Here is an 18,237-nt window from a genome sequence, read left to right on the forward strand (position 1 = left end):
TGCCGGCCGATGATCTCTAGCTCGCGCCGAGCCTGACCAGCACTGCCCTCGGGATGTCGTACTCGCGGATCACCGCATCATGCCGGCGCAAGCCGCAGAGTTCGCGCTGGATGAAATAGGCGTGCACCGCCGCGGCGGCTTCCTTCAGCAGCCGGGGGCGCTGTTCGCTGTCGCTGTTCTCGCGCAGCCTCTTCAGTGTCTCGTCGACACGCTGACCAGTACGGCCAAGTGCGGCCGCCTTTTCGGCCAGAATCTCGTGGCCGAGCAGGTCGAGCGCGCTCTCCTGCGCGCTGCTGCGTCCAAAGTTCGAGGGCATCCTGACCGACATCTCAGCGTTCTACTCTGCCGGCCGCGTCTCTTCCAGCACGCTTTCCTCGTTATAGAGGAAGCCGCCGGACTGCCGTTTCCACAGCCGCGCATAGAGCCCGTCGAACGCCACCAGCTCATCATGCGTGCCCTGTTCGACGATGCGGCCGCCGTCCAGCACCACCAGCCGGTCGAGTGCCGCAATGGTCGACAGCCGATGCGCGATGGCAATGACCGTCTTGTTCTCCATCAGCCGCGTCAGGTTCTCCTGGATCGCCGCCTCGATGTCGGAATCGAGCGCCGAGGTCGCCTCGTCGAGGATCAGGATCGGCGCGTCCTTGAGGAAGACGCGAGCGATCGCCACGCGCTGGCGCTGGCCGCCCGACAGTTTCACGCCGCGCTCACCGACAAAGGCCTCGTAACCGGCACGGTCCCGGTTGTCGCGCAGGCCCAATATGAACTCGTGCGCCTCGGCCTTCTTCGCTGCAGCGACCACCTCGGCATCGGTTGCATCGGGCATGCCGAGCTTGATGTTGTCGCGCAGCGAACGGTGGAACAGGGCCGTGTCCTGGCTGACCACGCCGATATTGGCGCGCAGCGAATTCTGCGTCACGTCAGCGACATCCTGGCCGTCGATGGTGATCGACCCGCCTTCCAGATCGTAGAGGCGCAAGATGAGGTTGGCGAGCGTCGTCTTGCCGGCACCCGACGGCCCGACCAGCCCGACCTTCTCGCCCGGCTTGACGACAAGGTCGATGCCATTGAGCACGCCGAACCCCTTGCCATAGTGGAACTCGACATTCTTCACCTCGATGCGGCCGCCGGCGACGACAAGCTCCTTCGCATCGGGTGCATCGATCAGTCCGAGCGGCTGCGTGATCAGCGCCTTGGAGTTCTCCAGCACGCCGAGATTTCGCAAAATGCCGTTGAGCTGCATCATCAGCCTTCCAAACAGCATGTTAAGCCGCAACACGAGGGAAAGCGTGAAGGCGACGGCGCCGACGGTGATCGACCCTTCGACCCAGAGATAGACCGCAAAGCAGCCAATCGCCGTGATCATGATGCCAGCCAGCGTCGTCAGCGCCATGCGCACGCCGGTCAGCCTTCGGGTGAAAGGGCGTAGCGCGTCGAGATAGATGTCGAACCCGTTCTTGATGTAGCGATCATCGCCATCGGCCGAGAACAGTTTCAGCGTCTGCACATTGGAATAGGAATCGACGAAGCGGCCGGTAATCATAGAGCCGGCCTCGGCGGTCGCCTCGGCATTCCTGCGGATCGAGGGCAGATAGAGCTTGGCCAGAAAGCCGAAAGCGACGATCCAGATTAACACCAGCGCCGCCAACCTGAGATCGAGCCCGGCGACCAGCGCCAGTGTCGTCACCGTATAGACGAGCATGAACCAGACGACCTCGATGAAGCTCTCCATCAGATCGCCGGTCGCTTGCCCCGCCTGCCAGACCTTTGTCGCGATACGGCCGGCGAAATCGTTCTGGAAGAAGGTGTAGGACTGCCGCGAGACGTGCCGGTGCGCCTGCCAGCGCACCAGATTGTAGAAGCCCGGCGTGATCGTCTGTTCGTTGACCAGCGCCGACAGACCTACCACGACGGTGCGGATGACCAGCACCACTGCGATCATGAACACCAGTTCAGGACCGGCGGCGGTCCAGAGCGCGTGCCAGCTGCGCTCGCCGGGCAGCTGGTCGAGGATATCGACCAGCCGGCCGACGAAGTAGAACAGCCCGGCCTCGACCAGCGGCGCGATGCCGCCGATGACCAGCATGGCGAAGAAGGCGAACTTCGCCTGGCCGACATAGTGCCAGAGAAAGCCGCCGACGCTTGATGGTGGCCGAAGGCTCGCAGGCTCCCTGAACGGATAGACCCAGTTCTCGAACCAGCGATAGACGGCTGTCATCATGCTGATGTCATCATTCCGCGGCTTCGCCCTTAACGCCGATGTCGTTGGCAACGGCGTCACTGGCGGCATCGACCGGGCCGTCGTCGAGCAGGAACCCGCCCGACTGGCGCTGCCAGAGCTGCGCGTAGAGCCCGCCGCTGGCGACGAGTTCCTCATGCGACCCTTCCTCGATGACACGGCCCTTGTCGAGGACGACGAGCCTGTCCATCGCCGCAATGGTCGACAACCGGTGCGCAATGGCGATGACGGTCTTGCCTTGCATGAGCTTGTAGAGATTCTCCTGGATGGCGGCCTCGGCTTCGGAATCCAGCGCCGAGGTCGCTTCGTCAAGGATAAGTATCGGCGCGTCCTTCAACATAACGCGAGCTATGGCGATGCGTTGCCGCTGGCCGCCCGACAATTTGACGCCCCGGTCGCCGACATGAGCGTCGAACCCTTTGCGTCCAGTGTGGTCCGAAAGCCCGGCGATGAACTCCAGCGCCTCGGCCCGCCCGGCTGCCTCGACGACCATCTCTTCCGTGGCGTCGGGCCGGCCGTAGAGGATGTTGTCGCGCACCGAACGGTGTAGCAGCGAGGTGTCCTGCGTCACCATGCCGATCTGTGCGCGCAGCGAATCCTGCGTCACCGATGCGATCTCCTGGCCGTCGATCAGGATCCGGCCTTTCTCAAGGTCATAGTAAGCGCAACAGGAGGTTGACCAGCGTCGACTTGCCCGCACCGGAGCGGCCGACAATGCCGACCTTCTCGCCAGGCTTCACCGTCAGCGACAGGCTCTCGATGACGCCTTTCTGCTTGCCGTAATGGAAGCGGATATCGTCGAACCTAATCTCACCCTTGGTGACGGCAATGTCCTTCGCCCCCGGCCGGTCCTCGACCAGGCGCGGCAGCGAGATCGAGGCGATGCCGTCCTGCACCGTGCCGATATTCTCGAACAGGCCGGACATTTCCCACATGATCCACTGCGACATGCCCCACATCCTGAGCACAAGGCCGATGACCACGGCGACGGCGCCGATCGTCACCGCCTGGCCAAGCCACAGCCACAGCGCCAGCGCCGTCACAGAGAACAGCAGCAACGCGTTGAGGATGTAGAGCAGGCCGTACAGCACAGTCACTAGCCGCATCGACCGGTAGACCGTGTCGAGGAAGCCGGCCATGCCTTCCCTGGCGAACGTTGCTTCGCGGCGCGCATGGGAAAACAGCTTGACCGTCTGGATGTTGGTGTAGCTGTCGACGACGCGGCCGGTCATGGTCGAGCGCGCATTGGCCTGCGCCTCGCCGACCTTTCCGAGCTTCGGGATGAAGTAGCGCAACAGGCCGATATAGCCGAGCAGCCAGACGCCAAGCGGTGCCGCCAGCCGCACGTCGGCTGAACCGACGATGAAGAGCATGCCGAGGAAATAGACGATGACGTAGTTGAGGACGTCGATCACCTTGATGACGCATTCGCGCACGGCAAGCGCCGTCTGCATCAGCTTGGTGGCGATGCGGCCGGCGAATTCGTCCTGGTAGAAGCTCATCGACTGCTTCAAGAGATAGCGATGCACCTGCCAGCGGATTCGCATTGGGTAGTTGCCCATCAGCGTCTGCTGGTTGAGCAGCGAGTGCAGCCAAACCGTACCGGGCAGCGCAAACAGCACGACGAAGGCCATGCCGGCGAGCTTCCAGCTCTCGTTCTGCAGGAAGGTTTCGCGATTCTGCCCGGACAGCCAGTCGACGATGCGGCCCATGAAGCCGAACATCCACACTTCGGCGACCGCGATCGCCGTCACCAGCACCGCATCGACGATGATGTAGGGCCAGGCGCCACGCGTATAATGCACGCAGAAGGCAACCAGCGTCTTCGGCGGCTCGACCGGTTCCGCTGCGGGGAACGGATCGAGCCTTTTTTCAAACCAGCTGAACATGTTGATGCTCACAAATCAGTTTTCCGCTCACGCGGCGTGGGAAAGGTCCCCGGAGCGTACGAAGTCGGGGACCGACGGCCCGGAATCACCCGGGCCATCGGTCCTGCTTCGCCCAATATAGGGACTTGCGGGCTTTTCGCCGACAGACGCGGTCGACTGACCTGACGGCACGCCGCCGCCAGCCCGGTTTTTCGCGCCCGGCCGTATGAGCCGGATGATCCGGCGCACCAGCGACGGCCGGCTGTGGTCTGGAACCGCGCGCGAGAAATCGACATCCGGCAACATGCCGCGATGCGGACGCCGGCGCGTCTCGGCGTGAACCACCGACGAATAGGTCTCGCCGACCAGCAACGCCCAGGTGGCCGTCTTGCGCTCGTGCAGGCTTCTTGAACCAGGTATTTTATAGGGATCGAACATCGGTCCGTCCTCCGTGTGCAAATAGTGATAAAAAGGCGAAGCAATGTCGTGCGCCGGCATTCGGCCGGAGGCACGGATTGCATCGGTCGGGACACGAGGGGACACCTCGGTCGGGACACGCTCAACTGGGGCGGTCAGCCCCTTCAACAGGTTGAAAAACATCGCAGGATTCCTTCGAAAGCCGAAAACTGGGTTCGACGGGAATCGGTGCGATCAGATCTAAGAAGTCAGGTAAATCGTCGTACCGAAACCGCCGGCGGGCAGGTAAGCCCACGGGAGGGGCGCTGGATGTGCATGGTCATCATGAAATACCCCTCCATCGGTTCGGGTTGACAATGCCTGCGGTATAATCGACTTCGCAGAAAATGGCCACCCGCAGGTCCAGCAATTTCCAAAACCAGGAGTCCGCTGTGGCCGATCTGCCACTTATTAGGAAGACGCGGAAATGAACCACCGTCTCCGCATCGCTCTCTACCAGCCTGACATTGCCGGCAACACCGGGACAATCCTGCGCTTCGCCGCCTGCCTCGGTCTCGGCGTCGACATTATCGAACCGGCCGGCTTCCCGCTCTCCGACAAAGCGCTCAAGCGAGCCGGGATGGACTATCTCGAAATGGCCGCTTTGACCCGGCATGTCGACTGGAACGCCTTCGAGGACTGGCGCAGAGGCCAAGCGCGCCGGCTGGTGCTGCTCACCACCAAAGCCGCGACTGCCTACACCGGCTTTGCCTTTACCGATGGCGACATCCTGCTGTTCGGCCGCGAATCCGCCGGGGTGCCTGATCCTGTCCATCAGGCGGCGGATGCGCGGCTCACGATCCCGATGCAGCCCGGCACGCGCAGCATCAATGTCGCACTGTCCGTCGCCATGGTCGCCGGCGAAGCCATCCGGCAGCTCGGCTAGAACCTTCAATGCGTTGTCGCCATCGCCGACGGCCGTTGCGTCTTGCGTCATTCTCACCCAGGCGCACATCGCCTTCTCCTCAATTGCTCTATCGACATTTCCTGGCTACAAGCTCAACTTAACTTGAGGTCAAGCGGAAAAACGAAATGGCTCCGATGAAGGAATTGACGGTTGGCCAGGTGGCCATGCGCAGCGGCGTGGCGGTGTCGGCGCTGCATTTCTACGAGGCGCGCGGGCTGATCCGCAGCCACCGCACGGCGGGCAACCAGCGGCGCTATGGCCGCGACGTGCTGCGGCGGGTGGCGATCATCCGGATTGCGCAGGAGGTCGGCATCTCGCTCGCCGAGATTGCTGCCGCACTTGAATCGCTGCCGGAGGGCCGTACGCCGACGCGCGAGGACTGGAACCTGCTGTCAACGGGCTGGCGCGACGACCTCGACCGCAAGATCAGCCAGTTGAAGAAGCTGCGCGACGGCCTCACCGACTGCATCGGCTGCGGCTGCATGTCGATCGACAAGTGCCCGCTGAGGAACAAGGGCGACCGGCTGGCCCTAGAAGGGGCAGGCGCGCGGAGATTAATCGCGTCATGAACAAAGGCATGCGATCATTGGGCGATGAGGAGGAAACATCTTTGCGAGGACACCTAATGCAAGCAGACGAAGAGACACAGCTCATTTCCATCTACCGGATCGATTCTGGCGGCATGCCAACCCTCTTTACCTCCATCAGCTTCGATGAAGCGCGGAAGATGGGGTTGGAAAAATTCGGCAAACTGCTTGGCGAGAACCTGATCCTAGATTCTCCAAAGTTGCGCGATCTGTTTTTGCCGTGACGTCCCTCAGTCCGCCGCCGGCAGCCGCCGTATCGTGAATTCGATGACGTCTCCGGGCCGTTCGAACCAGCTCTCGATCTCGGTCCAATAGGCCTGCTTGGGGAAGCGTTCGAACCATTCCTTGGCCTTGAGCCGCGCGTCGGAGCGCGGCAGGACGAAGGTTTCGCGTAAAAAGCCGTCACGCGGCATACGCTCGTGCTCGGCGCGCGAACGGTCGAGCCTTTTCTTCAGGCCGTGCAGCGGCGGTCTTGCCGGGGTGCGCACCAAAGAACTCCTGGGCCTTTACGAGATGACACTTGACCCTTGCTCCTAAGAGATTAGGGATCGCGCCCGGAAAAGACGAGTCATTTGTCGGCTCGGCTGGAGACGTGATTTGGAACGACCAGAAATACCGGCGGGCCTTCCAGCCGACATCGAACAGAAGAAGATGAAGGCCAGGCTCTGGTTCGAGACGCTGCGCGAGCGCATCTGCACCACCTTCGAGCAGCTAGAGCAGGACTTGACCGGCCCGCTCGCCGAATGGTCGCCCGGCCGTTTCGAAAAGACGCCGTGGGAGCGCGACCAGGGCAAGGGCGGCGGCGGCACCATGTCGATGATGCGGGGCCGCGTCTTCGAGAAGGTCGGCGTCCACACCTCGACCGTCCATGGCGAGTTCTCGCCTGAGTTCAGGAAGCAAATGCCCGGCGCCGAGGAAGACCCGAACTTCTGGGCATCGGGCATTTCGCTGATCGCGCATCCTTGGAACCCAAAGGTGCCTGCGGTGCATATGAACACCCGCATGGTCGTGACGTCGCGCCACTGGTTCGGCGGCGGCGCCGATCTGACCCCGGTGCTGGACCGAAACCGCACTGAAGATCACGCCGATACGGTCGCCTTCCACCGCGCCATGCGGTTTGCCTGCGAGAAGAACGCCGCGGTCGCCGACCACCCCAAATTCAAGGCCTGGTGCGACGAGTATTTCTATCTGCCGCACCGCAACGAACCGCGCGGCGTCGGCGGAATCTTTTTCGACTGGCTGCATTCGGGCGAGGAGAAAGGCGGCTGGAACGCCGATTTCGACTTCGTCCAGGATGTCGGGCGCTCTTTTCTTGTCGTCTATGGCCATCTGGTTCGGGCCCATTTCAATGAAAGCTGGACCGACGACGACCGCGACGAACAGCTCGTCCGCCGCGGTCGTTACGTCGAATTCAACCTTCTTCACGATCGCGGCACCATCTTCGGCCTGAAGACCGGCGGCAATGTCGCCGCGATCCTGTCCAGCCTGCCGCCGGAGGTGAGATGGCCGTAACAAATCGGTGAGCGAAGCGTGAGCCGCAAAAGCGTCCCATTCGCCGAATCTGGGCAGGCAATGTGGCATTGCCATTATCTTTTTCGTCTAATAGGCAATTGAAATAAAAGGATTATTTGTCGTTTCCGGGTCGGGAAGCGCCGGTGGTTCGCTCCCGAACTGCGACTCGACGCAACCGGACGGCCCTTAACGAAGCGGAGCGTTTTCCCAATCGAATGCCCCGCATTTTTCCAGGAGTACCTACCATGCGCAAACTCATTGTTTCGGCTGCCGCGGCCGCCCTTCTCGCCTCAGGCTCGGTTGCCTTTGCCGCGGTCAAGCACACCACGGGCACGGTCAAGACCTATGATGGAACGGCCATGAGCCTCGTTCTGGACGACGGATCCACCTTTACGCTGCCCAAGACCTTCAAGGATCCTGGCCTGAAGACCGGCGAAAAGGTCCGCGTTTCCTGGGACATGAGCGGCAAGAACAAAGTTGCCGAGGCAGTCAAGATCATGAAGTGACGGCCCTGTCGGGACAAGACCAAACTGGTCTTGTTCTGGGGTAGCGTAGAGAGGCGGAGCAGCGCTGCTCCGCCTTTTTTGCCTATGCATGTCACCCAAAACTGACCTCGGTTTTGGGAAAATGACATGCATAAAATCAAAGACCTAAAGCGCGTCGCGTGCAACCGTCTAGACGCGACACGCTTCAGCGGCAACCAAAACCGCTGAACCGTGTTATGCTTGTTCCCCCATACGTGCCCCCAAAACCGACTGCGGCGACAGGGCGCGAAACAAAGGTGACGGAGCTTCGGGTGCCCATGAGAGGCGCAGGCTCCTAGGAGGAAAGGAGAAAATCCCATGAAGGAATTCCATTGCGGCTCGCTGGTTCCCGGCTGTGAGTGGCACACCCGTGCCGACGAGGAAGCCGAGGTCATGCGCCGCGCCGTCGACCATATGCGCGAGACGCATGGCGAAACGATCATCCGCGAGACGATGATCGAAGCGATCCGCTCGCGCATCGAGAAGGTGCGCGACGCGGCCTAGGGAAATACCCTATCCGGCTTTCAGAGCCTCCGCGGCGCGCTCAAGCAGCGCGTCGCGATCGAGCGCAAAGCCTGAGCCGATCCATTCCTTTTCAAGGTTTTTCAGGATCGCGCCGAGTTTCGGCCCGGGCGAGGCGCCAAGCGCGGTCAGATCGGCGCCCTTGACCGGGAACACCGGTTTTTCCCATTTCAGAGCAAAAGCCAGCAGGCGCGAAAAACCGCCGGCCCGGACAAGCGCGTCATTGTCCTCGACGGCGCGCGCCCGCGCCGAGGCGAGCGACAGCCGCAGGCGGTCGACAAAACCCTGGCGGTCGCCGGCATAGAGTTTTTTGGCCAGTTCCGCCTCGCTCGTCTTGGGCTCGACCGCATCCGTCAGCGCCCAGTGCCTCAGGCGATCCGCCTCATTGGTGGAGAGCTTCAGCCGCTCCCCCAGCGTCTTCATCCGCCCGGCATCCGGCGGCACGATCGCCTCCAGCCTGAGCAGCGGGTCCGGTGCCCAGCCCAGATCTTTCTCGGTCTTGGCCAGCCCGTGTATGGCATCAATGCCCCATTTCTCGCTCTCCGGCAGGGCGCTGGTGAGCACGCCGGCCTGGCGCATCCACAGCAAGGCGCGCGACGGGTCGGGGGCCGCCAGCAGCTTCTTCAGTTCGGACCAGATGCGCTCGGCCGAGAGCTGGGCGAGCCCTTCCTTGAGCCGGGCGCAGGCCTTCAATCCCTCGGCATCGGGCCGGCCGTCGCCATACCAGGCGAAGAAACGGAAGAAGCGCAGGATGCGCAAATAGTCTTCGCGGATGCGCTGCTCGGCATCGCCGATAAAGCGCAGCCGGCGCGCCTCGATATCGCCGACGCCGCCGACCAGGTCGACTAGCGTGCCATCGGCCTCGGCATAGAGCGCGTTGATGGTGAAATCGCGCCGTTCGGCGTCGGCCCTCCAGTCGCGGCCGAACGACACTTTGGCCCGGCGGCCATCGGTCTCGATATCGGCGCGCAGCGTGGTGACCTCATAGGGTGTGCCACCGGCAACCACCGTGACGGTGCCATGCTCGATGCCGGTCGGCACCGCCTTGAACCCTGCGGCTACAGCGCGGCGGATGGTTTCCTGAGGCAGGCAAGTGGTGGCGATATCGATGTCGGCGACCGGCTGGCCGATCAGCGCATTGCGCACCGCGCCGCCGGCGATCCGGGCCTCTTCGCCGTCTTGCGCCAGAACGCCAAGCAGCCGCTGCAGATGTTTTTCACCGAGCCAGTCGGCCCTGCCCGCCAGCGATATCGGATCACTCACGCATAAAGCCTTTCATAGAGCGTGCGGATGATGCCGGCGGTGACGCCCCAGATGCGCTGGCCGCCATAGGGCATCTCGTAGAAGAACCATTCGAGTTCGTTCCACATGCGGCTGTCCCTGGCGTGATTGGCCGGATCCATCAGGAACGAGAGCGGCACTTCGAAGGCGGCGTCGACCTCGTCGGCATTGAGCGACAGAGTGAAGCCCGGCTTCACGATCGCCAGCACGGGGGCAATGCGATAGCCGCTGCCGGCGACATAGTCGGGCATGCGGCCGATGATCTCGATGCGATCCTGACCGAGCCCGATCTCCTCGAAGGTTTCGCGCAACGCGGCTGCTTCCGGTGTCGGATCGGTCGCATCGATCGTACCGCCGGGGAAAGCCACCTGCCCGGAATGGCTACGCAGCCTTTCCGCCCGCTTGGTCAAGAGCACGGTCGCATCGCGTCCGTGGTCGACGACCGGGATCAGTACGGCAGCATCGCGCAGCGCCTTCAGCTGCGTCAGCCGGGGATGACCGGGATTGAAGCGATGGTCGCCATAATCGTCGCCGGCATGGGCTTCAGCCTGCGCCGCGACCCGCGCGCGAAAATCCGCTGTGGAAAACGGCGGCGGCGTCACCTGGTCCATCATGCGCTCAGCCGCTTCAGCTTTTCCGCCGGCATGATCGGATAGACCTCGCCTTTCGAGCGCACGGCAAACATCGTCTTGCCGCCGATGTCGATCTCCTCGCCATGCTCGACCAGTTCGTACATCACCGGCCGCGTCACCAGCGCTTCCAGCCGTCCGCGCACCAGCACATAGGGTTTCAAGCCGCCGGTTTCGTTCTCGTCGACGAAGCGCAGCGGATGGCCGGGCCCGGCCTCGACGACGTCGCCGACATTGGTGCGGAAGGTGATGATTTGCCCAGCGCCGGCGCCGGAAACATCCATCTCGACGGCGATGAACGGCGCGTCGACGACGCGGATGCCGACCCGTTCGACCGGCGTCACCAGATAGGTCCTGCCATCCTCGTCCTTGCGCAGCACGGTGGAAAACAATTGCACCAGCGGCATGCGGCCGATCGGCGTGCCGAGATAAAACCAGGTTCCGTCCTGTTTGATCTCCATGTCGAGATCGCCGCAAAAGTCGGGATTCCAGCGCTCCACCGGCGCCGCGCCCTTGCCGGCGCGGGTGGCGCGCGAGATCAGCGCCTCCAGGCCGCGCGCCTCTGTGGCACCGGTAAGGCTTTGTTCGCGATGTTCGGAGCGGTCCGTCATGGTCACGAAATAGTCACTGTTGTTCCGCTTGTCAGCCTAAGTCTGTGATTTAAGTTCATTCGTAGGCGCCAGGCGAGGCCGAATCGCGGCATTCTGCGCACTGCGATAGTGCAAGCCGGTACCTCCAGCACAAGGATCGATGCGGCATGAGCGTGATGGTCAAGGAAAGCCCGATCAGCGAAAAGGACATGATCGCCCAGGCCGAGACGGCGCTGGCCGATATTTCGAAGGTCCGCGACGGCGTTGGCCGCGTCATCTTTGGCCAGGAAGCGGTTGTCGAGCGAACGCTGGTGGCGCTGCTCGCTGGCGGCCATGCGCTGCTGGTCGGCGTGCCCGGCCTTGCCAAGACCAAGCTGGTCGAAACGCTCGGCGTCGTGCTCGGCCTCGATTCGCGCCGCATCCAGTTCACCCCCGACCTGATGCCATCGGACATTCTCGGCTCCGAAGTGATGGAGCAGGACGAGGCCGGCAAGCGCTCCTTCCGCTTCATCTCCGGTCCGATCTTCGCGCAATTGCTGATGGCCGACGAAATCAACCGCGCCTCGCCGCGCACCCAGTCGGCGCTGCTGCAGGCGATGCAGGAATACCACGTCACCATCGCCGGCGTCCGACACGACCTGCCGGCGCCCTTCCACGTGCTGGCGACGCAGAACCCGCTGGAGCAGGAAGGCACCTATCCCCTGCCCGAGGCGCAACTCGACCGCTTTCTGATGCAGGTTGACATCCTTTATCCCGAAATCGAGGCGGAGCGCCGCATCCTCTTGGAAACCACCGGCATCGAGGACGCGAAGGCGCAAAACGCCCTCCAGCCTGTGCGGCTGAAGGAAATCCAGACGCTGATCCGCCGCATGCCGGTGCCCGAAAGCGTCGTCGACGCCATTCTCAAGCTGGTGCGTTCGGCGCGCCCCGGCCAGGGCAATGCCGAGACCGACAAGCACGTCGCCTGGGGTCCAGGTCCGCGTGCCAGCCAGGCGCTGACGCTCTGTGCTCGCGCCCGTGCCCTTTATGACGGAAGGCTGGCGCCGTCGGTCGACGACATCCGCGCACTGGCCGAGCCAGTGCTGCAGCATCGCATGGCGCTGACCTTCGCCGCCCGCGCCGAGGGCACGACGGTGCGTGACGTGGTGGCGAAACTGGCCAAAGGCATCTGATGGCGCGTATCGGCGGAGTCCAGGCACCGGCAGCGACGCGCGACGCGCTCGCCAGGGGCCGGTTGCGGGCGTCGCTGGTTCCCGACCTGCTGGTCGAAGCGCGCCGCATCGTCAACACCGTGATCGCCGGCTGGCATGGCCGCCGCAAGCGCGGCATCGGCGAAAATTTCTGGCAGTTCCGCCCCTATGTCGAAGGCGATTCCTCGCGCATCGACTGGCGCCGGTCGGCCCGCGACGACCATACCTATGTGCGCGACCGCGAATGGGAGGCCGCCCACACGGTGTGGCTGTGGGCCGACCCCTCGCCTTCCATGCTCTACAAATCGACCGGCGCCAGCGTATCCAAGGAATCCCGCGCGCTGGTGCTGGCGCTGGCCATGGCCGAATTGCTGTCGCGCAGCGGCGAGCGCATCGCATGGCCCGGTCTGACCGATCCGTTCACCGCCCGCAACGGGGCCGAGCGCATCGCAGCGCAATTGATGCACGCCGCCGATCCGCCGGCAAAGCCTGACCTTTCCGCCATCCGCCGCTTCTGCGACATCATTATCGTCAGCGATTTCCTCGATCCGGTCGAAGAGACCATGGCCTGGCTTGACGTGCTGGCGCGCCATGGCGTACGCGCGCATCTGATCGAGGTCGCCGATCCGGCCGAGGAAACCTTCCCTTATGCCGGACGCACCGAATTCACCGATCCCGAGACCGGCGACAAGCTGACCGCCGGCCGCGCCGAAATGCTCGGTGACGAATACCGCCTGCTCTACACTGCGCGCCGCCAGGAGCTGGCCGGCTGGTGCAAGCGGCTCGGCTGGAGCTACACCGTCAACCACACGGACCGCCTCGCTTCCGAGGCGCTGGTGCGTATCCACATGGCGATGACCGCCGATGGCTTTGCCGGGCCGGCCGCTAGCGGTCGTGCCGGCATGACCGCCAGTGGCGGTCAGCCAGGAAAGGTCAGCGCATGAGCTGGCTGCCGCTCTCCTTCGGCGCCCCCATGGTGTTGTGGGGCCTGCTGGCACTGCCGGTGATCTGGTGGCTGCTCAGGCTCACGCCCCCCAAGCCGCAAACGGAAGTGTTCCCGCCGCTGAAGATCCTCGCCCGCGTGCTGAAGCGCGAGGAAACGCCGCAGCAGAGCCCGTGGTGGCTGACGCTGTTGCGGCTGCTGATGGCCGCCCTTGTCGTTGCCGCCCTTGCCGAACCCGTCTTCAACCCGCGCGAAAAACTGCCGGCCGAGGGCGCTGGCTTGGCACTGGTCATCGACAATGACTGGGCAAGTGCCGCCGACTGGGGCAAGCGCGTCGCCACCGCCCAGCGGCTGATCGCCGATGCCGGCTCGAATGGTGTGCCGGTCGTCATCGCCTTCACCGCCGAAAAACCCAATGCCGAGATCGGCCCCTTCGACGCCGTCGCAGCACTCGATCGGCTGCGCGCGGCAAAACCGCGGCCGATCCCGACCGACCGCCCCGCTGTCTATGCGCGCGTTGCCGGCGTGCTGGAGACCTTGCCCGGCGCCAGCGTTGCCGTTCTGGCCGATGGCTTGGCGGCAAAAGGCGACGAGGCCGCCTTCAACACGCTGCTGTCGAAAAATGCCGCCCGTGTCGTCTGGGCGAGCTCCGACCGGCTGGCGCTGACCGGGCTGACCGGCGCCGAGAACCAGGTCGACGGCTTTGCGCTGACCGCCATTCGCGCGCCCGGCGATCCGGCCCCGGCTCAGGTCACCGCCGGCGCCTTTGACGATAAGGGCCGGCGCATCGCCGATGCGACGCTGACATTCGCTCCCGGCGAAACCACCGCCACCGGCACGATGGCAGTGCCGTTCGAACTGCGCAACGACTTCGCCTCGATCGCGCTCGATGGCGAGCGCCAGGCGGGTGCGGTGCGCGTGCTCGACGAAAGCTCCAAGCGCCGCCGCGTCGGATTGTTGTCGCAGGCCGAGGCCGACCAGGCGCAGCCGCTTCTGTCGCCTCTCTACTACATCAGGCGCGCGCTGCAGCCGTTTGCCGATCTGGTCGAGCCGTCGAGCGCTGATCTCGCCGACGCCATCCCGCAGCTCCTCGACCAGAAGCCGGCGATGATCGTCATGGCCGATATCGGCACCATTCCGCCGCAGGTCCATCAGCGGCTGGTCGACTGGGTCGACAATGGCGGCACGCTGGTGCGTTTCGCCGGGTCTCGACTGGCCGCCGCCGGCAATGACGACGATCTTCTGCCGGTCAGGCTGCGCACCGGCGAGCGTTCGCTCGGTGGCTCCCTGTCATGGACGACGCCGCAGGCGGTGACAGAGTTTCCGAAGAACGGCCCGTTTGCCGACCTTGCACCGCCGGCCGAAGTCACGGTGAGCCGGCAGGTCCTGGCCGAGCCGACGCCCGATATCGTCGAGCGTACCTGGGCGACGCTTGCCGACGGCACGCCGTTGGTGACCGGGCTGAAAAAGGGCAAGGGCACGCTCGTCCTGTTCCATGTCACGCCGGAAGCGACATGGTCGACCCTGCCGATCTCTGGCAGCTTCGTCGAGATGCTGCGGCGCATCGTGCAGCTGTCGCGCAACCAGGGTGCGGCGGTCGCCAACGCCGAAGCCGCCGCCACGTCGCTGGCACCCTACCGCATGATCGCGGCCGACGGCGCGCTGGTGCCGCCGACGCCGGATGCACGGCCGCTGGTGCCCGTCGCCGGCCCGCTGCCCGTGACGTTCGAGAACCCGCCCGGCCTCTATGGCTCCGAGACCGGCGTCTTCGCCCACAATCTGCTCGATCCGGCCACCGCCTTCGCGCCGCTGGTGCGGCCGCAATTCACCGTGCCGGTGACCAATATCCAATATGCTTTCGATGAATCACGCGACCTCAAGGCTCCGTTGGTCACCGCGGCACTGGTGCTGATGCTGCTCGACACGCTGGCTGTGTTCTGGATGGGCGGTCTGTTGTCGCGCAGGCCGCGCCGCGCCCGCTCGGCCGCCGCAACGACTGCTGCGCTGCTGCTCGGCCTCGGCATGCTGTTTGGCCATGCCGACCTCGCCCGCGCCGACGATGCCAAACCAGGCGACGCCGCGGCCATCGAGGACATTGCCAAGACCCGCATCGCCTATGTGCTGACCGGCGTGCCGGGTGACGATTCGATCAGCCGCGCCGGCCTTGAGGGCCTGACCCGTTTCCTGATCGAGAAGACCGCGCTCGAGCCGGGCGCGCCGGCAGGCGTCGACATCTCGAAGGACGAGCTTTCCTTCTATCCGCTGATCTACTGGCCGATCGACCCTTCCGCGCCGATGCCGAGCGAGGCCGCGATCGCCCGTATCGACGCCTATATGCAACAGGGCGGCACGGTGCTGTTCGACACGCGCGACCAGTTTGCCAACGGCATAGGTGCGGATTCGGCGAGCCCGGCAACGGAGCGGTTGCGCGACATCCTCGGCAATCTCAACGTGCCGCCGCTGGAGCCGGTGCCTGCCGACCATGTGCTGACCAAATCCTTCTTCATCCTGCCCGAATTTCCCGGCCGCTTCGCCGGCAGCCCGCTCTGGGTCGAAGCCTCGCTCGACGCCAGCAATGCCGAGAACCGGCCGGTACGCGTCGGCGACGGTGTCTCGCCGATCCTCATCACCGCCAATGATTTTGCCGGCGCCTGGGCTGTCGACGAGAATGGCGACCCGTTGCTGCCGACCGTGCCGTCGGACCCGATGCAGCGCATCTATGCGCTGCGCGCCGGCGTCAACATCATGATGTACATGCTGACCGGCAACTACAAATCCGACCAGGTGCACGTGCCGATCCTGCTCGAACGGTTGGGGCAGTGAGATCATGAACTGGTCGATCTCCTTCGAACCGCTGCTGTCCTGGCCCTTGCTGGCTTTGGTGCTCGTGCCGCTGCTGCTGCTCGCGGCTGTCGGCCTGTGGTTTCGCCAGCGCGGCGCGATCTTCCGCTTCGCCGCGCTGATTGCGCTGGGCGCCGCCTTGCTCAATCCGGTCTTCCTCGACGAGGAGCGCGAGGCGTTGAAGAGTGTGGTTGCCGTCATAGTCGACCGCAGCCAGAGCCAGGACATAGGCGACCGAACCAAACAGACAGACGAAGCGCTGGCCGGGTTGCAGCAGCGCCTTGGCCGCTTCAAGCAGTTCGACGTCCGCGTCGTCGAGGCCGGCAAATCGGAAGCCGCGGAGGAGCGCACCGAAACCAGGCTTTTTGCAGCGCTCGAAGGCGCTTTCCGCGACGTGCCGCCATCGCGCATCGGTGGCGCCATCATGATCACCGATGGCGAGGTGCATGACGCACCGCCCGCCGCATCCGACTTCAACGCGCCGCTGCACGCGCTGATCACCGGCAATGAGCACGAGAAGGACCGCCGCATCCGCTTCGAGAACGCGCCGCGGTTCGGCCTGGTCGGCAAGCCTCTCGACATGACCTACCGTGTCATCGCCACCGACGGCGAAACCGGCCCGGTCGATGTGCGCGTCTCGGTCAATGGCGAGCAGGTGGCGGTCGAAGAGGCCACCATCGGCCAGGCCATGCCGCTGCAGGTGACCATTCCCGGCGCCGGCCGCAACATCGTCGAACTCTCCATCGACCGCGAGCCGGGCGAACTGACCGACGCCAACAACCGCGCCATCGCGCTGATCGACGGCATCCGCGAGAATTTGCGCGTGCTGCTGGTCTCCGGCGAGCCGCATGCCGGCGAGCGCACCTGGCGCAATCTGCTGAAATCCGACGCTTCGGTCGATCTCGTCCACTTCACCATTCTGCGGCCGCCGGAAAAGCAGGACGGCACACCGATCAACGAATTGTCGCTGATCGCCTTCCCGACGCGCGAATTGTTCGTCGAGAAGATCAAGGATTTCGATCTCATCATCTTCGATCGCTACCAGCACCGCGACGTGCTGCCGATCCTCTATTACGACTACATCTCCGAATATGTCGAAAAGGGCGGTGCGCTGTTGATCGCGGCCGGCCCGGAATATGCCGGCGACTCCTCGATTGCCCGCACGCCGCTGATGTCGTCGCTGCCGGCGATGCCGACCGGCGAAGTCATCGACAAGGCCTTCTATCCGCGCCTCACCGATGTTGGCCAGCGCCATCCGGTGACGCGCGGCCTCGACGGTTCGGCCACAGAGCCGCCGCACTGGAGCCGCTGGTTCCGTACCATCGGCGTGCAGAACCCTGAAGGCGAAGTGGTGATGAAGGGCGCCGACAACCGTCCCCTGCTTTTGCTCGACCACAAGGGCGAAGGCCGCGTCGGCATGCTGCTGTCCGATCAGGGCTGGCTGTGGGCGCGCGGCTTCGAGGGCGGCGGCCCGCATGTCCAGCTCTATCGCCGCATCGCCCACTGGCTGATGAAGGAGCCCGAGCTCGAGGAAGAGCGGCTGACCGCCGACGGCCGCGGCATGGTGCTGGAAATCCGCCGCCAGACAATGAGCGACGATCCCGGCCCGGCCCAGGTCATCACCCCATCTGGCAAGGCGCTGATCGTCAAGCTGGAGAAATCCGAGCCTGGCGTTTTCCTGGGCAGCGTCGAGACCAAGGAGATCGGCCTCTACCAGATCGGCAATGGCGACCTGACCGCACTTGCCCATGTCGGTCCGGTCAACGCGCCGGAATTCTCCGACGTCATCTCCACCGAGAACCGGCTGAAGGCGCCGGCAGAAGCCACTGGCGGCAGCGTGCGCCGGCTGGCGGCGTCCTCGACCCTTGGCCAGCTTACCGGCAGTGTCGCCCTGCCCTCCATCGTCCCGGTCCGCGCCTCCGGCGCCGCCTCGGGCGCCGACTGGATCGGCCTGCGCACCACCGACGACAGCGTGCTGAAAGCCGTCTCGCGCGTGCCGCTGTTCGGCGGCTTCCTCGGCCTCGGCCTGCTGCTGCTCGCAATGGGCGCGATGTGGTACAGAGAGGGAAGGTAGCGCCACTCTTCCTTCTCCCCCTGTGGGAGAAGGTGTCGCCGAAGGCGACGGATGAGGGGGGTTCCAGCGGAGTG

General features: G+C 64.4%; 17 protein-coding genes and 1 pseudogene. 10 read left to right on the forward strand and 8 right to left on the reverse strand.

Annotated features, from left to right (window positions below; all coding sequences use genetic code 11):
* Window positions 1-16: 16 nt before the first annotated feature.
* From ACWGTI_RS02385 to ACWGTI_RS02400, 4 genes and pseudogenes are all read right to left on the reverse strand, one after another.
* Window positions 17-328 (reverse strand): DUF6665 family protein, encoded by a 312-nt coding sequence (locus ACWGTI_RS02385; RefSeq protein ID WP_454585635.1) that lies wholly within the window; start codon window positions 326-328, stop codon window positions 17-19.
* A 9-nt stretch (window positions 329-337) separates the two neighbouring features.
* Window positions 338-2,221 carry an ABC transporter ATP-binding protein gene (locus ACWGTI_RS02390; protein WP_454585636.1) on the reverse strand — a complete coding sequence of 628 codons (1,884 nt, stop codon included), beginning with the start codon at window positions 2,219-2,221 and terminating at the stop codon, window positions 338-340.
* A gap of 10 nt (window positions 2,222-2,231) precedes the next feature.
* A pseudogene (locus ACWGTI_RS02395) lies at window positions 2,232-4,128 on the reverse strand (ABC transporter ATP-binding protein).
* Between the two features lie 27 nt (window positions 4,129-4,155).
* Window positions 4,156-4,545 (reverse strand): hypothetical protein, encoded by a 390-nt coding sequence (locus ACWGTI_RS02400; RefSeq protein ID WP_454585637.1) that lies wholly within the window; start codon window positions 4,543-4,545, stop codon window positions 4,156-4,158.
* A gap of 445 nt (window positions 4,546-4,990) precedes the next feature.
* Here ACWGTI_RS02400 and ACWGTI_RS02405 point away from each other — a divergent pair, with 445 nt between their 5' ends.
* From ACWGTI_RS02405 to ACWGTI_RS02415, 3 genes are all read left to right on the forward strand, one after another.
* On the forward strand, window positions 4,991-5,449 hold the full coding sequence (locus ACWGTI_RS02405) for a tRNA (cytidine(34)-2'-O)-methyltransferase (protein ID WP_454585638.1): 459 nt from the start codon (window positions 4,991-4,993) through the stop codon (window positions 5,447-5,449).
* 146 nt (window positions 5,450-5,595) lie between these two features.
* Window positions 5,596-6,039: a redox-sensitive transcriptional activator SoxR gene (soxR, locus tag ACWGTI_RS02410; protein ID WP_454585639.1), complete on the forward strand. Its 444-nt coding sequence runs from the start codon at window positions 5,596-5,598 to the stop codon at window positions 6,037-6,039.
* Complete coding sequence (locus ACWGTI_RS02415) at window positions 6,036-6,281, forward strand: hypothetical protein (protein WP_454585640.1); 246 nt, start codon at window positions 6,036-6,038, stop codon at window positions 6,279-6,281. The genes soxR and ACWGTI_RS02415 overlap by 4 nt, the downstream gene beginning before the upstream one ends.
* A 6-nt stretch (window positions 6,282-6,287) precedes the next feature.
* Here ACWGTI_RS02415 and ACWGTI_RS02420 read toward each other — a convergent pair whose 3' ends face one another.
* The gene (locus tag ACWGTI_RS02420) at window positions 6,288-6,545 is read right to left on the reverse strand and encodes a hypothetical protein (RefSeq protein WP_112396426.1); all 258 of its coding nucleotides are present in this window, start codon (window positions 6,543-6,545) and stop codon (window positions 6,288-6,290) included.
* Between the two features lie 109 nt (window positions 6,546-6,654).
* Here ACWGTI_RS02420 and hemF point away from each other — a divergent pair, with 109 nt between their 5' ends.
* The 3 genes from hemF (at window position 6,655) to ACWGTI_RS02435 (ending at window position 8,597) form a co-directional block, all read left to right on the forward strand.
* Complete coding sequence (gene hemF / locus ACWGTI_RS02425; protein WP_454585641.1) at window positions 6,655-7,569, forward strand: oxygen-dependent coproporphyrinogen oxidase; 915 nt, start codon at window positions 6,655-6,657, stop codon at window positions 7,567-7,569.
* A gap of 245 nt (window positions 7,570-7,814) precedes the next feature.
* A complete protein-coding gene (locus ACWGTI_RS02430) occupies window positions 7,815-8,075 on the forward strand; it encodes a DUF1344 domain-containing protein (protein WP_454577265.1) in 261 nt (86 codons plus the stop codon).
* A 336-nt stretch (window positions 8,076-8,411) separates the two neighbouring features.
* Window positions 8,412-8,597, forward strand: coding sequence for a DUF1059 domain-containing protein (locus tag ACWGTI_RS02435; RefSeq protein WP_454577264.1), 186 nt, complete (start codon window positions 8,412-8,414; stop codon window positions 8,595-8,597).
* A gap of 9 nt (window positions 8,598-8,606) precedes the next feature.
* On the opposite strand, the gene ACWGTI_RS02440 is transcribed toward ACWGTI_RS02435, so the two are convergent.
* The 3 genes from ACWGTI_RS02440 to ACWGTI_RS02450 are packed head-to-tail and all read right to left on the reverse strand — an operon-like array spanning window position 8,607 to window position 11,136.
* On the reverse strand, window positions 8,607-9,878 hold the full coding sequence (locus ACWGTI_RS02440) for a CCA tRNA nucleotidyltransferase (protein WP_454585642.1): 1,272 nt from the start codon (window positions 9,876-9,878) through the stop codon (window positions 8,607-8,609).
* On the reverse strand, window positions 9,875-10,507 hold the full coding sequence (locus ACWGTI_RS02445; RefSeq protein WP_454586467.1) for a CoA pyrophosphatase: 633 nt from the start codon (window positions 10,505-10,507) through the stop codon (window positions 9,875-9,877). Before ACWGTI_RS02445 ends, ACWGTI_RS02440 begins: the two co-directional genes overlap by 4 nt.
* Complete coding sequence (locus ACWGTI_RS02450; protein ID WP_454586468.1) at window positions 10,507-11,136, reverse strand: DUF1285 domain-containing protein; 630 nt, start codon at window positions 11,134-11,136, stop codon at window positions 10,507-10,509. Before ACWGTI_RS02450 ends, ACWGTI_RS02445 begins: the two co-directional genes overlap by 1 nt.
* Window positions 11,137-11,282: 146 nt before the next feature.
* Between ACWGTI_RS02450 and ACWGTI_RS02455 the strand changes: the two genes are divergently transcribed.
* The 4 genes from ACWGTI_RS02455 to ACWGTI_RS02470 are packed head-to-tail and all read left to right on the forward strand — an operon-like array spanning window position 11,283 to window position 18,163.
* A complete protein-coding gene (locus ACWGTI_RS02455; RefSeq protein ID WP_454585643.1) occupies window positions 11,283-12,287 on the forward strand; it encodes an AAA family ATPase in 1,005 nt (334 codons plus the stop codon).
* A complete protein-coding gene (locus ACWGTI_RS02460) occupies window positions 12,287-13,249 on the forward strand; it encodes a DUF58 domain-containing protein (RefSeq protein WP_454585644.1) in 963 nt (320 codons plus the stop codon). The genes ACWGTI_RS02455 and ACWGTI_RS02460 overlap by 1 nt, the downstream gene beginning before the upstream one ends.
* Window positions 13,246-16,071 carry a DUF4159 domain-containing protein gene (locus ACWGTI_RS02465; RefSeq protein WP_454585645.1) on the forward strand — a complete coding sequence of 942 codons (2,826 nt, stop codon included), beginning with the start codon at window positions 13,246-13,248 and terminating at the stop codon, window positions 16,069-16,071. The genes ACWGTI_RS02460 and ACWGTI_RS02465 overlap by 4 nt, the downstream gene beginning before the upstream one ends.
* A 4-nt stretch (window positions 16,072-16,075) precedes the next feature.
* Window positions 16,076-18,163 carry a hypothetical protein gene (locus ACWGTI_RS02470; RefSeq protein WP_454585646.1) on the forward strand — a complete coding sequence of 696 codons (2,088 nt, stop codon included), beginning with the start codon at window positions 16,076-16,078 and terminating at the stop codon, window positions 18,161-18,163.
* Window positions 18,164-18,237: the final 74 nt, after the last annotated feature.

This window comes from Mesorhizobium sp. ArgA1 (genome assembly GCF_053714375.1).